The sequence below is a fragment of the Microcoleus sp. FACHB-68 genome (genome assembly GCF_014695715.1).
Classification (GTDB): domain Bacteria; phylum Cyanobacteriota; class Cyanobacteriia; order Cyanobacteriales; family Oscillatoriaceae; genus FACHB-68.
Genome location: NZ_JACJOT010000007.1, coordinates 92,384 through 106,808 on the forward strand (window position 1 = coordinate 92,384; position 14,425 = coordinate 106,808).

Annotated in this window: 10 protein-coding genes; 7 read left to right on the forward strand and 3 right to left on the reverse strand. The window is 45.5% G+C overall.

Annotated features, from left to right (window positions below; genetic code table 11):
* Positions 1-14 precede the first annotated feature (14 nt).
* The gene (rimM, locus tag H6F73_RS08840) at positions 15-668 is read right to left on the reverse strand and encodes a ribosome maturation factor RimM (protein WP_190758442.1); all 654 of its coding nucleotides are present in this window, start codon (positions 666-668) and stop codon (positions 15-17) included.
* Positions 669-1,564: 896 nt separating this feature from the next.
* Here rimM and H6F73_RS08845 point away from each other — a divergent pair.
* The 3 genes from H6F73_RS08845 to H6F73_RS08855 all read left to right on the forward strand — a co-directional run bounded on the left by H6F73_RS08845 (position 1,565) and on the right by H6F73_RS08855 (position 4,552).
* Entirely contained in the window at positions 1,565-2,248 is a 684-nt protein-coding gene (locus H6F73_RS08845) for a DUF4114 domain-containing protein (protein WP_190758443.1), read from the forward strand.
* Positions 2,249-2,485: 237 nt separating this feature from the next.
* Entirely contained in the window at positions 2,486-3,325 is an 840-nt protein-coding gene (crtA, locus tag H6F73_RS08850) for a cyanoexosortase A (RefSeq protein ID WP_190758444.1), read from the forward strand.
* Between the two features lie 546 nt (positions 3,326-3,871).
* The gene (locus H6F73_RS08855; protein ID WP_190758445.1) at positions 3,872-4,552 is read left to right on the forward strand and encodes an HpsJ family protein; all 681 of its coding nucleotides are present in this window, start codon (positions 3,872-3,874) and stop codon (positions 4,550-4,552) included.
* Between the two features lie 199 nt (positions 4,553-4,751).
* On the opposite strand, the gene H6F73_RS08860 is transcribed toward H6F73_RS08855, so the two are convergent.
* Complete coding sequence (locus H6F73_RS08860) at positions 4,752-5,318, reverse strand: Uma2 family endonuclease (protein ID WP_190758446.1); 567 nt, start codon at positions 5,316-5,318, stop codon at positions 4,752-4,754.
* Between the two features lie 95 nt (positions 5,319-5,413).
* The gene (gene mnmE / locus H6F73_RS08865) at positions 5,414-6,811 is read right to left on the reverse strand and encodes a tRNA uridine-5-carboxymethylaminomethyl(34) synthesis GTPase MnmE (RefSeq protein WP_190758447.1); all 1,398 of its coding nucleotides are present in this window, start codon (positions 6,809-6,811) and stop codon (positions 5,414-5,416) included.
* 208 nt (positions 6,812-7,019) lie between these two features.
* Here mnmE and H6F73_RS08870 point away from each other — a divergent pair, with 208 nt between their 5' ends.
* The 4 genes from H6F73_RS08870 (at position 7,020) to H6F73_RS08885 (ending at position 14,374) form a co-directional block, all read left to right on the forward strand.
* A complete protein-coding gene (locus tag H6F73_RS08870; protein ID WP_190758448.1) occupies positions 7,020-9,176 on the forward strand; it encodes a tetratricopeptide repeat protein in 2,157 nt (718 codons plus the stop codon).
* Positions 9,177-9,360: 184 nt separating this feature from the next.
* The gene (locus H6F73_RS08875; RefSeq protein ID WP_190758449.1) at positions 9,361-11,556 is read left to right on the forward strand and encodes a serine/threonine-protein kinase; all 2,196 of its coding nucleotides are present in this window, start codon (positions 9,361-9,363) and stop codon (positions 11,554-11,556) included.
* Positions 11,557-11,676: 120 nt separating this feature from the next.
* Positions 11,677-12,939 (forward strand): tetratricopeptide repeat protein, encoded by a 1,263-nt coding sequence (locus tag H6F73_RS08880; protein WP_190758450.1) that lies wholly within the window; start codon positions 11,677-11,679, stop codon positions 12,937-12,939.
* Positions 12,940-13,192: 253 nt separating this feature from the next.
* On the forward strand, positions 13,193-14,374 hold the full coding sequence (locus tag H6F73_RS08885; RefSeq protein ID WP_190758451.1) for a GTPase: 1,182 nt from the start codon (positions 13,193-13,195) through the stop codon (positions 14,372-14,374).
* Positions 14,375-14,425 lie beyond the last annotated feature (51 nt).

A 14,425-nucleotide genomic window follows, 5' to 3' on the forward strand; every position in this document is an offset into this window, starting at 1 on the left:
GTATTTACATTTGCTTAAGGAGATTCTATTTCCAGCAACCCTGGCGGTGGCATCACTTCAAGACGATGGGCTGGAAGATCCACAACGGGCACAATTTCTTTGACAAAAGGAATGAGAACCGTTGCCGGTGCCGATGGTTTAGGCTGGCGTTTGCGTTTTCTTCCGCCCCTTCTGGCAGAAGGATGAATTTCCTCAACAGTGGCAACATCGGGTTCCTCTGTCGGGGATGCCGGTGCGGATGATTGATTGAGCTGCACCTGTAGCAGAGCGTTGCCGGCTGCGATCACGTCTATTACTGTACCCAACATTTCGCCATTGACTTGGTTGAATACATCTAAACCAATTAAGTCCAGAACATGAAATTCATCTTCCTCTAAAGCGGGGCGATCGCTCATTTCCACCAACAGGTGACTTCCCCGCAGCATCTCCGCCGCCTCCCGATCTTCTATGCCGGCAATTTCTACCGCATATATCCCCTTGCCTGGAATAAACCGCCCTCCCAGCAATTCGATGGGTTCTGGTTCTTCGGTGCCGGTGCGGCGCAACCACCGGCGTCCCGGTTCTAAAAACCGCTCTGGAAAATCAGAATTAGGGTAAACCCGCACCGCACCACTCACACCTTGAGGGGCAACGATTGTACCAATTTCTAGCCATTTGTCATCTGTCATTTGTCATCTGTCATTTGCGAATAATGCGATGTGGGGCTTTCTGGGTGATTTTCCGCTTCCAGCAATTGACCCTTCACATAACGATGGTAACAATATCGAGTCACGGATAAAGCTTAGCTGAGGGAGTTAGGCGAAATTGCAGCAGAACTTTAGCCTCCTGGGGATGCCGGTTGAAGGATCTGTGATTCTCTGACTCAGGATTAACTGACAACCTAGCTTGGGTGATTTTTCACTGACTTAGATTCACCGGCATTGAGAATTTTACGTCAACTTGGCCCATTTGAACCCTGCTTGCCGGGGAAATTTCTTGTTTGGCCTCCAGTGACCATTTTTTCACTAAATTAATGTACAGCTTCAGGTCAAACTCATCAATTTTTCAAAAATTTCAAAATCATAAGGTTCTTTACCAGAAATTGAGCTGAACAAAAAGCACTCATTTCTTAGCATATTGCTGTTCAGATTCTTTTTCTCCAGCTCTCTCAACCTCAAACGTTGGTAAGGGTGTGTCAGTTTTATTGAGAGACAAACGCGGACTGGGTCAAAAGTAAAAGAGATGCTTTAATTTACAAATTAATCAAAGTGAGCAGCCTCTGCAATCGTTACAAGCTGCGAAAGCAGTTCTCGCTTTCCATCAAAGAAACTACTGATGCTTTCCCAGATGCGATGTTGTCAATATCCGAGAAAATACTGAGAAATTGCTTGAAAAAATCACGCTTAATTGTGAGGTAAATCACTGCTCAAACCCAAGATTTTTTTTATATTAAGAACAACAAAAGAAACGCGGTTACAAAGGTCAACTAAATAAAGATTCGATAAAGTTTATCCCAAACGGGAAAATTTAAAAGAGAATCTGGGAATCATCTAAATAAGCTCAAAACTGTCAAGGAGGATCTACCATGAAGTCCAAATTATTCTTCACCGCAACAGCCGCTGCCACTGCCACTGCACTCTTAAGTTTTTCCGCTCCAGCTCAAGCCAGCTTCTCATTTGGTACAAGCGGCATCCAGTTTGCCCAAAACACCACAGTTAACTTTTCTTTTATCCAATCTAAAGGCGCTAACATATCCAGGTTGGGGATTTATGATGCCAACAAAAACCTCCTGACGAGCCTGTTTCAGGAAAAGGGCCGCTCGGATGCCGGTGCGGGACAAGCGGGCAAAGATAGCGAATGGTTAGGAACTGCTGCTAACATAGCAGGCTCGACCAAAGCCTCCTTCACATTTTTGGCAAATACAGTTTATTCTTTGGGTCTGTATAACCAAGGATGGGTCGGTAACTGGACAGTATTCTCCACCTCTAGCTTGAATACCAACGGTAACCAGCAAACTGTGTTTAACTCGGCGGGTGGCTCAGAAGGTAGCGCATTGAGCGGCGTTTCAAGTGTAAAGGCTAGCAATCCTTTTGTTCAAGGTGGCACCTTAATTTCTTTCGAGGATACCAAAGGCGGTGGAGACCGTGACTTCAATGACTTCACCGTTACTGCCGAAGCCGTTCCAGAACCCTTCACCATGAGCGGTTTAGGCTTAGGATTGGGCGGTTTGGCACTGGCTCGCCGCCGGCGCAACCAAAAAACTGCTTAAGCAACTGAGCTAGGCGGTTGATAAAGTCGATTGTCAATCAGTAACAAAGCAGTTGGTTCACATGGCCAACTGCTTTTTTATAAATAAAAGTGTAATTGCAGCCGGCAAATCAATATCTATTGAGCCGGCAAGGTAAAATAAAAACAGTGCCGGCATGAAACTTTATTCATGCTTCAAACAAGCAAAGTCTGAGTATTTTCTTAACTTAAATTGTGAAGAGGGGGCAGCTAAAACCGAATGAATTTGCCTAAACTTGTACAAGAACCCAAATTCTGGCTAGTCGCTGTTGCCGGCGTTTTAATGGCCTTACAGTTGACGCTCAGCGATCGATTCGAGCAGGTTGAGCTATTTGGCACCAGTATGCTCGCATGGGGGGCGGTGTCATTCTTGATTTGGGAAAAACACAGCGCGTTAAACCTAAAAAGCAGTGTATTCGCTAAGTTTTTTGGAGCGACCCTGGTTGCGTTAGTTTTTGCAAAAACTGTCTTTCTCTCAAGTTACGATCCCTTCCTGCGCTTTTTTCCGCTCATTTCAGGGCTAGGTTTAGGGTTGGTGGCATCCGATCTCAAAGGATTAAAGCAATACTGGCAAGAATTGATTATCCTTGCTTTCCCTATCCTCGCTCCCGCACCGGCATTCTTGGTCAAGCTTGTTGATATCTCGCCAATTACAGCTAAGTCTGCGGCGATGATGCTTTGGTACAGCGGGTTTAACGTCAGGCATGAAGGATTATTTTTACATCTTCCCACCGGCAGTGTAGAAGTTGGCAGTGGATGTTCTGGCTTAAGTGTCATTCTCCAGCTTTTGGGACTGGCGCTCCTTGTCTTGTTTATGTTCCCCACCACCTTAGGGCAAAAAATCATTGTGCCGATTGTAGCGGTGCTTGTAGGATTTGTCGTCAATAGTGGCCGAGTCGCCCTTATGGCTGTTCTGGTAGCGTCCTCCAATCCCCAATCCTTTGAATACTGGCATTTTGGACAAGGATCTCTGATATTTTCGATGATTGCCGTATTGATTTTCGGTTTAATCACTTGGTTTGCGATCCTGCGAGAACAACCAGAAAATCAGGACGCTTAATTAAGCGTGGCTTCAAATCACCTGGAGATTTTTAGAGAAAGCGGTGTGTCGTAGTTGCTTGAGAAAACTGGGGAGAATAGCTGAGTCTTCACACTTTTTAGCCGGCATCCAGTGTCAAGATTCGCACAATCCCTCATCTTCTCGATGAAGATAGGCAACTTGATTGACAGCAAGCCCCAGTCCATATCCCTGATCCGAAAATACACTGAGATCAAGACATCTCCTGGTAAACTAGCATTACGTCAGCACTGAGGAGAGGGCTTTTGCTTGATCACCAGCAAACGAACTTGAGTAACTGTATCAATCGAACCCGGCATTAGCAGGCTACTCGCAACTTTTCTGGATAGCCTTTTTCAATCGGGCGATCAGAAAAATTGTAACAAGTCTAGCCGACTGTCTTTGCCGGTAGCAAATGCTTTCTCCAAAAACACTGACCCCATTATAAAAACCGCGTGGTTTTCTTGGTATCAGCGGTGGCAGCTACACGTCCCGCCACCTTGAGTGACCGAGAAAAATCGACTCATTTACGTGCATGGTGCCAATCTTATGACTCGATCAGAAGGCGATGAAGGGCGGTCTATTTACCGGCTGCGTTGGGTGGGCTACGGCTTATTGTTGTTAGCCTTATTTAACACCATTGAAATTTTTATTCCGCCCAGTTTTATGAATCCTGGTTGGGAATTGCAAACGATTGGTGCGTTGGTTGAGCAAGTCCCCATTCCATTAATGGCACTGGTTCTAATCTTTTTTGGAGAGTCCTATGATCGGACACGATTGGAAAAGCCCTTATTAAAGTTGTTATCGTGGTTGTGCCTATTGCTGGCGCTCTTATTTCTGTTGCTCATTCCCTTAGCTCTCGTTAACACTTGGCGGGTTAATGATCAATTTAACCAGCGAATTAACGCCCAATCACAGCAGCAACTTTCCCAAATGGAACAAGTTGAAGCGCAACTGGCAACAGGAACGCCCGAAGAGATCAGGGCACTAGCGACTCAGCTCAATAGCTTAGGCATTGCAATTGATAGCCAAAATCCTGAAGAAATTAAAAGTCAAATCCTTGCCAGAATTCCGCCGGCTAAAGATCAGTTGCAACAGCAAGCCCAAGCTGAACGATCAAGTCAGCGTCTTGGCTTGCTTAAAAGTTCTGTTAAATGGAATTTAGGGGCCTTGATTTCTAGCGTTTTACTGTTCATCATTTGGCGGGGAACCGGCTGGGCACGGCGATAGTGTTGGCGCTTGAAAAAATCATCTAAATTCAACCTCTTGCAAAAGTCTCGAATTGCACATTTGTCTAGAACACCAGCCAGTAACCTATCTGTGTTTAAAAAAGACTTTTGCAAGAACTCTAATTTATTCAATTGATGAAACTTTAATACTCCTGCGCCCCTTAAATAGCGAGAGAGCAAAGGAAAAATTGGGTGGAATCTCAAGTAAATAGCCGGCTCACAGAACAAGTAAAATCGGGCAACAATGGCGAACTCAACTCATCACTTGCCAACAGTGTCACGACTAACTGTAACTTAGCGTTTTCCCGGCGGTAAATCTCAACTTTTTGCAACCGCCAATCAACAATCCAATACTCTTGAACTCCCCGTGATGAATAAAGTTTGAGCTTAGCTTCTCTGTCTCGGCGTTCATTCTCTTTACCCAAAGATAACACCTCCACCACTAACTCAGGTGCATCTGTTAAATGTCCCGAATCGTCTACTAACAGCGCTAATCTTTCATTGCTAATCCAAACTACATCGGGTTCAACATTGTTAGCTTCGCTAAAAATAATGCCCGGATTAATAAAGGCTTTGCCTAATCGAGTTGTTCGTGACCAAATTTGTAGCTCTAGGTAGATGTTACCCCCAGCATCTTGATGGCTCAAGTGAGGTGATCTTGACATAAACAACTCCCCGTCAATAATTTCATAACGTGTACCGTTATCGGGTAACAGCTCTAAGTCTGCTGTCGTCCAGCGCACGCCTTCATTTACTGTTTGGCTCATAATGAAACGCTCCGTAAGCTTTTATGAAATTTCAGAACCGGCAAAATTAGATTTAAAAAACAAAATTATCGATATTTTAATTATAAATCACCTCATTACTTGCCAATGCAAAACCGGCTGAAAATTCTATCTAAAACTGATTCAGTGACTTCTTCGCCGGTGATTTCTCCTAACGCTTGAATTGCTCCGCGCAAGTCAATTGTCCAGAAATCAAGCGGAAGCTGATTTCCAATGGTGGCGCTGACTTGTTCTAAAGCAGCCTTGGCGCGAGTCAGTGCCGCAGCTTGCCGCTGATTGATTGCTAAATCTAGGTTTGCAGCTTGTAGGTTGCCGGCATTAACTGCTTCTAAAATCGCTTTTTCTAAGTCTTCAATGCCTTGATTTTGAGCCGCAGATGTAAAGATTTTAGAGTCTAGGTTTTGAATTTTGGAGTGTAATTCTGTTTTTTCTGCTGCTTCTAACAAATCGGTTTTGTTGATAACTAAAATTACCGGACGATGCTTGACTTGTTCGTAAATCTCCTGATCTTCGGGTGTCCAACCGGCACCGGCATCAATGGTTAATAGCACCAAATCAGCCGCCTGAGCAACCGAGCGTGACCGTTCCACCCCAATCTTTTCCACCACATCAACCGTATCTCGGATGCCGGCAGTATCGAGTACCTGCACCGGCACTCCCCGAACCACCAACTGAGACTCCACCACATCACGCGTCGTGCCTGGGAGATCCGTGACAATTGCCCGATCACTGCGACTCCAAGCATTCAGCAAACTCGACTTCCCCACATTTGGACGCCCGACAATTGCCACCTTTAAGCCGGTTCGCAGCAATTCTCCCCGATCAGCGGTTGCGAGAATCCTTGACAGTTTATCTAATATATGGTTTATTTCTGCGATAACTTCCGGCTCATTCAAGGGCGGCAAATCTTCCTCAAAATCAATCCGCGCCTCAATTTCTGCCAAAACATCCAAGCAAGCTGTCCGCAATTGGCGAATGGGAGTGGCTAATTTGCCTTGTAAACCGGCAAGAGCAGCTTGAGCGGCTGCCGGTGATTGCGCCCCCACTAAATCTGAAATACTTTCCGCCTGAGTCAAATCGAGCCGGCCATTCAAAAACGCTCGCAGGGTAAACTCTCCAGGTTGTGCCAGCCTCGCCCCTAACTCCAAACACAACTGCAATACCTGCTGCACCGGCATAATTCCCCCGTGGCAGTGAAACTCCACCACATCCTCACAGGTGTAAGAACGCGGCGCTTTCATAATCAGCAACAGCGCTTCATCCACAACCTGCTGACTTTGAGGATGACGGATATAACCATAAAGAATTCGGTGACTTTCCCAACTCTGCCGGCCTCCTGGCGCGTGAAACAAAGTTTTGGCAATTTCCAGCGCTTGCTCTCCCGATAGCCGCACGATCCCGATACTGCCCTGTTGCGGCGCAATTGCCGTGGCGATGGCTGCAATCGTTGCCCCTTGCGTGAATGTCTCTGACATCGTTCCCCCTGCCTCTATAAAATTAAATCTTCAGTTCGCTTCAATCACACGCGCCCTTTTCTAAAAATAAAGATAAACACCCACCGACGCTAAGCCCCGACTAGAAACTTAGGGAAAAATAGAAGTTGTGGGCAGGAGGCGAAGCGGCAACACCCGGCATTTCACTCTCCTGTCAGACCATTGACCCATATCAGGCACGGGGGCAGTTGTGATTGGCAAACTATTAGATGGACGTTACCGGATTACTGAAGTTTTAGGATCAGGTGCCTTTGGACAAACTTATCTGGCAGAAGACACTCGCCGGCCTGGAAATCCTCAATGTGTGGTCAAGCAACTGTGCCCAACCAATAACGGCTCAAAATCCCTGCAAGCCGCTCACCGGCTGTTTAAACGAGAGGCAGAAACCCTAGAAAAACTGGGAAGACACAACAAAATTCCCCAGCTTTTAGCGTATTTTGCCGAAAATCAGCGATTTTATCTCGTTAAAGAGTTTACGCAGGGACATCCCGTCACGCAAGAAATTGTAGCCGGTGTCCCTTTATCAGAAGAACAAGTGGCCGGCATCTTGGTAGAGGTACTAGAAATTTTAGTCTTCGTGCACGGCAATCGTGTGATTCACCGAGACATCAAACCGGCAAACTTAATTCGGCGTGCTGGTGACAACCGATTAGTGTTAATCGACTTTGGATCGGTTAAAGAAATTACCGCTCAAATCGCCCAGGGACAAGGCCCGTGGACCATTGCCGCCGGCACGCCTGCTTATATGCCGGTGGAACAATTTCAAGGAAACCCCCAATTTAACAGCGATATCTACGCCCTTGGCATGATTGCCGTGCAAGCCCTCACCGGCCTACCTGCTACCGACTTACCCAAACTTCAAGACCCCAACACCGGCAAAATCACCTGGCGGCATCGAGCGATCGTCAGCTCACAACTGGCAGATATCATCGACAAAATGGTACACCACCACTATGGTCAGCGCTACCAATCAGCCGCCGCCGTCTTGGCTCATTTAAACAAGCTGCCGACCCTCTCACAACTGCCACCGCCACCAGAAACGATTGTTACTCAGAACGACCCACCGCTCCGGCAATTGCCCCTAAACCGCTCGATTTTGGCAGCAATCGTGGCATTTGTGGTCTTGTCGGGACTGTTTCTGCTGTCCCTGCGTCCCGACACCACCAAGTCCCAAGGATTTTACACGCGTGGATTAAAGCGGGCGGAAAGCGGGGATCAGGAAGGGGCAATTGCGGAATACACCCGCGCCATTCAATTCAATCGCAACAACGCGGAGGCTTATTACAAACGGGGAAATGCTTACTACGATTTGGGGGAACTAGACAAAGCGATTGAGGATTACGATGAAGCAATTGAGCGAAATCCCAACTACGCCGACGCCTACTACAACCGAGGACTCGCTCAATATGATCGCGGCAACCAGCGCGGTGCAATTGAGGATTTCAACGAGGTGATTCGCCTTCACCCCCAAGATAGCGGGGCTTACTATAAAAGGGGGATCGCCTACTTTGACCTCAAAGATTACCGCACCGCGATTCAAGATTACACGGAAGCAATTCGGCTTAACCCCGATGATGCAAAAGCTTACCAGGCAAGGGGAATCGCTCGTTTGGCGACGGACAATAAGCAGCCGGCGCTAGAAGATCACACGAAAGCAATTTTGCTCGCGCCTGATGATGCGGATGCTTACTACAGCCGGGGCAGAGCACGCTTTTTTTTGGCAGATTATCAAGGGGCGGTAGAGGATTATACCGAGGCGATTGGGCGAAATCCTAAGCAAGCCCAAGCCTATAGCAATCGCTGCGGTGCATATTTAAATTTGGGTCAACATGGAAAAGCGATTGCCGATTGTACTGAGGCGATCAAGCTGAATCCTAATGATGAGGTCGCTTATGATAATCGTTGTATTGCCCAGCACAATGCCGGTCAGTACAAACAAGCGATTGAGGACTGCAGCCAAGCAATTCGGATTAATGCCGGCAATCCTAAAGCCTATAGTAATCGCGGGTTGGCAAAGGCTGCTGCCGGCGATAGTGCCGGTGCAATTGAAGACTACACCCAGGCAATTCGCCTTAATCCCAGCGATTCCGTTGCCTACAGCAATCGCGCCGTTGCCCAGTCTAAGCGAGGAAATTATGCCGGTGCAATTGCTGATTATGCCCAAGCGCTGCGGCTGAGTCCCACGTTTGCCGGTGCTTATTTAGGACGTGGACTTGCCCGTGCTCAGATGGGAGATCGAGCCGGTGCGATTGAAGATGTACAAAAAGCCGCTACGCTTTATTTAGAGCAAGGCAGGCCGAGTGAGTACAAGGAAGCTCAGCAGCAGCTCAACAAGCTGCGGCAATAGCGAGGTAGGAGGGGGAAACATCAACGGATAAATATTGACCTCAATGCAGAGATTTTGTGCGCGGATGTTTTGCCCCTACGAGATATTTTTCTCCCTCTCTTCCTCTCTCCCGCTTCTATCCCCTTGCCCCGTTAGCCCATACAATTTTTTGCCAGAATCTACGAAAAATGGCTAGGGTGTTGTGATGATTGGCCAACTTTTAGATCGACGTTACCGACTTATTAAACTTTTAGGATCAAATACATTTCGACAAACCTATCTGGCTGCGGATACACACCGGCCCGGTTATCCTCAATGTGTGGTTAAGCAATTGCGCCCACCCAATAACCACCCCAGAACGTTTAATATCATTCAACTTTTATTTAAAAAAAAGGCAGAAATTCTCGAAAAGCTGGGCAAGCATGACCAAATTCCTCAACTCTTAGCTTTTTTTGAAGAAAATAAAGACTTTTATATTGTTGAAGAATTTATTGCCGGCCAATCTTTAGCCGATGAACTTGTCGTCGGTGTACCTTTGTCTGAAGACCAAGTGTTTCGCCTCCTGCAAGAAATTTTAGTAATTTTAGTTTTTGTCCATCATCAAGGCGTAATTCACCGAGATATTCATCCAGAAAATATCATTAGACGCCAATTAGATGGCAGATTGGTTTTAATTAACTTTGAAGCGATTCAAGAAAGCACTTCTCAACCCTCTAATTCTCAAAGTGGACAGTTGGCAAGCTCACTTGGTGACTCGCCTTACAAACCGATTGAACAACTCCAAGGCAATCCCGTTTATAACAGCGATATTTATGCTTTGGGGATTATTAGCATTCAAGCATTAACCGGCTTGCCGGCAGAAGATTTAACCAAACTGCAAAATTCTGATCCATCTCATGTCGGTGAATTACTTTGGCGACACCGAACACAAGTCAGTCAAGAATTAGCAGACATCCTCGATAAAATGATTGTATCTGACTGGAGATATCGCTATCAAACTGCGATTGAGGTTCTCACTGATTTAAATCATATTGGAAACACCTCTGGAAACAGCCAGCCTCTGCAAATGTTGGTAACGCTTGAGCAAAACGATAGCAAACGCCGGCATCGTTTATGGGAAACCGGCTTTAGGCAAAAACTTTTGCTGATTGTGGCAGCTTTAGCTGCATTAATGGCGATTGCCGGTTTGGGCTTAGGATTTCACCGGCAAGCACAGCAAAAGGCAAGCAATTTAAAAATTAGTGAGTTAGAAAACGCCAGCGACACCGATCACCTAGGGGCAATTCAGAGCTATAACCAAGCAATCCAACTCAATCCTAATAACGCAGAAGTTTACTACAAACGCGGAAATTCTAATTATGATTTGGGAAACTTGGAGGAGGCGAAGGCGGATTACACCCAGGCAATTCGCCTTGATTCCAAGCACGCCAAAGCCTACCAGAATCGAGGACTTGTTTATTCTGACTTAACAGATTATCGGGCAGCAATTGATGATTATAATCAGGCAATTCTCTTGAAGCCTAATGATGCAGCAGCTTACGAAAAACGAGGTCAGGCTTATTTTAATTTAAATGATTATAAGGCAGCCATTGAAGACTACACTCAGGTAATTCGCCTTAATAATCAGGATGCGGTTGCTTATATCAATCGCGGGTTAGCACGTTCTGCTGCCGGCGATAAACAAGGGGCACTCGCAGATTATACTCAAGCCATTCGCATCGATCCTGACAGCGGAGATGCTTTCTATAGCAGAGGCAGAGTTCGCTTTTATTTAGCAGATTATCAGGGGGCGATGGAAGATTATACGGATGCTATTCGAGTTAATCCTAAATTTGCAGATGCTTATATTAATCGATGCAGTGCCCTATTAAATTTGGGGCAATATCAGAAAGCGGCTGCGGATTGTACCCAAGCGCTTAAATTCACTCCGAATGATGCGATTGCTTATGGAAATCGCTGTATTGCCTACTTTAATTTACGGGATTATCAAAAAGCAATTGAGGACTGCACCCAGGCAATCGGGCTAGATTCTAACAATTCTAAAGCTTACAGCAACCGAGGTCTAGCTCGTGCTGCTGCTAACGATAAATCAGGGGCAATTGATGATTTTACAAAAGCAATTCGCACCGATCCCAGTGATGCTGTTGCTTACAGCAATCGCGCCGAGGTTCACTCAGATTTAGGAAATTATAGTAGTGCAATTGAGGATTACACCCAAGCAATTCGATTGAAGCAAGATCATAATGGAGCTTATTATGGCAGAGGTTTAATTCGCGCTCGCATGGGTGATAAACAGGGCGCGATTGAGGATTTTCAAAAATCTGCTAAATTATGCATCGATCAAGGCAATACGGGTTGTTATAACGATGCTCAGTACCAAATTAAAAAGTTGCAGTCGTAATCATACGCGTCAGATATTGTAGCCCTAGGCTATAGTGATGTTGATGGGTTAAAACTACTTCTGTATTGCAAAAAGTCTAAAATAATATCAGTCGCCGGTATAGCAAAGTAGAAATAGACAATGGATCGGGAATTCTATAATCGAGGATTAGAAAAAGCGCGTCAAGGAGATCACCCAGGCGCAATTCAGGAATTTAACCGTGCCTTGCGAATTAATCCTGACTTTGCGGAAGCTTACCACAAGCGAGGGTTGGCACGCTTTGACAGTGGAGATGCACGGGAGGCAATTGCGGATTACACGCAAGCTTTGTCCCTACAACCGGCGAATCTTGACGTTTACTTCAGCCGGGGAATCGCTCATTTGGCGTTGGCAGAGGCACCGGCAGCCATTGAGGATGCCTTGCAAGCTTTACGCATTGATGCCAATTATGCGCCGGCTTATCGGCTTCAGGGTAGCGCTTACCGCCGGCAGGGAGACATCCAAGCAGCGATTACCAGTTTTAAACAAGCGGCAGAATTATATCTTGAGCAAAAGGATGCCGTAAATTGTCGTAAATGTCTGGATACTGTCAAACAACTTCAGCCGGCACCTTTAGTGAAGGAAGAGACTCAAACGCCGCTGCCCATTGGGGAACATAAAGAATTTTTTAATCAAATCTTGCAAAGGTTTGAGAAAGGAGATAAACGGGGCGTTATTGAAGATTTAAATTGGGCGTTGAAAGTCGATCCTCAAGATGCTCAAGCTTACCGATGCCGAGGAATTGTTCGTTATAAGCAAGAAGATTACCGAGGCGCAATTTCTGATTTAAACCAAGCTTTACGATTAAATTCCCAGGATGTTGTTGTTTATCATTACCGGGGGATGGTGCGTTCTCAAATGGGAGATCATCACGGTGCAATTGCTGATCTAAACCAAGCCTTGCAAATTCTACCGGCATCTGGGAAGGTTTATGTTGCCAGAGGCAATGCTTATCGGGCAGTTGCTAATTATCAGGGAGCGATTAAAGATTATACGCAAGCACTGCAAATTAATCCTGATGATGCAGAAGCTTATTACAACCGGGGGATTGCTCAATCTTGTTTAGAAGAAATGAAAGCAGCGATTGAAGATTATCAAAATGCTGCTAAATTGTTTTGCGATAAGGAAGACTGGGTTAACTATCAAAAAGCGCTGGATAGTCTGAAATTAATTCAAGCTTCCGTGCCGAAACAAACGGCTGCCGGTGTTGCTAATCCTTTAAGACAAAAACTTTTGCGGATGGTTGGAGGTTATTGGGAAATTGCTGAGCGCTTAATTGAGCATGAGAGGGAAAATTTTCCCGATATGCCTGAAGAGTGGTATTGGGAAAAGGTGATTTATGATCTAGAGCGTGATCGGGAGTGATGGGCTAGTTAGTGGATTTTAGAGAAGAGTTTTTTAACCGCAGATGCACGCAGATGAACGCAGATAAATACAGATGAATACAGTAATTCTTCTTGGATTTTATCGGATTTTTTAACATTTTAAATAAAACATATTAAATTTAATCTTTCCTAATCCTAATCAATCTCTGCCACCACCCCTTAACCCATCTGCGTTCATCTGCGTGCATCTGCGGTTAAAATAATCTGAAAAAAATATCAAGGAAACATCGGCTATGTCAGAAAAAGATTACTCATTAGATGAAGTTTTAGGAAGAATTGGCAATGCTTATCAAGAAGCAGAAAGCCATTTAGGGCAGTGTAATGTTTTGGTAATTGGGAAAACCGGCGTTGGCAAAAGCACTTTAATTAATGCGGTTTTTAAAGAACGTTTGGCAGAAACCGGCGTCGGCAAACCGATTACTCAAGGAATCCGGCAATATACTAAACAAGGATGCCCAATCACGGTTTATGATACGCCAGGATTAGAACTGAATACAGAACAAATTGAACGGGTGCGGCTAGAAGTTGCCAAACTAATTGAAGATCAAAGAATGCAGGATGCCAAACAACATATTCATGTTGTTTGGTATTGCATCAGTCATGAGGCACGCCGGTTTGAGGAAATTGAGGAAAGTTGGATTAAAGCGCTGGAATTGAAAGATGTGCCGGTGATTCTGGTTCTGACTCAAACAACTACGCAAAAGTCAAGTGAATTTTTCACTTATTTAGAAGGAAAAAATTTACCTGTTAGTCAAATTGTGCCGGTGATGGCACAGCCCAAAAAAGTTCACGATGACTTTCCGCCTGTAGAAATACACGGGTTAACACGGTTAGTCGAAGCAACTTTAGAACTTTTGCCGCAAATCGCAAAAAAGGCATTTGTTAGAGAACAAATCGCCAGTATTGAAATGAAGGCTAAAGAAGCATTAAAGTATGTCAATGCTTATGTCGCCGGCTCGTCTCTTATTGGGGCTTCTCCGATTCCTTTCTCGGATGCGCCACTATTAATGACGATGCAAACGGCAATGCTGGCAAATATTACAGTAATTTTTGGATTGCCATTTGATCGGGCTTTTATGAGTACGGTGGTGTCTGCAATTGTGGGTGCCGGCGGCATGGCAGCCGTGGGCAGAGCATTCGTGGGAAACTTACTTAAAATGATACCTGGTGCCGGCTCGCTTGTGGGTGGAGTGATTGCCGGCTCAACGGCAGCAGCCCTAACAATGGGACTAGGTTTATCTTATATAGAAGTTTTGAAAATTTATCTAAGAGCCAAAATCAAGGGGGAAGAAATCTCTCGCCCAGACCTGACAAAAATGGTTGTAGACTTTTACAGAGATTATATGTCCTCTGGCCGGCAAACTTTGAAGGATGATGACAAATCGCCTCCACCGCGTGAAATAGACATTCAGTAAGCTCCGGAACACGGTAAAATAAGCCAGCCACAGGTTGGTTTCCATTCAGCA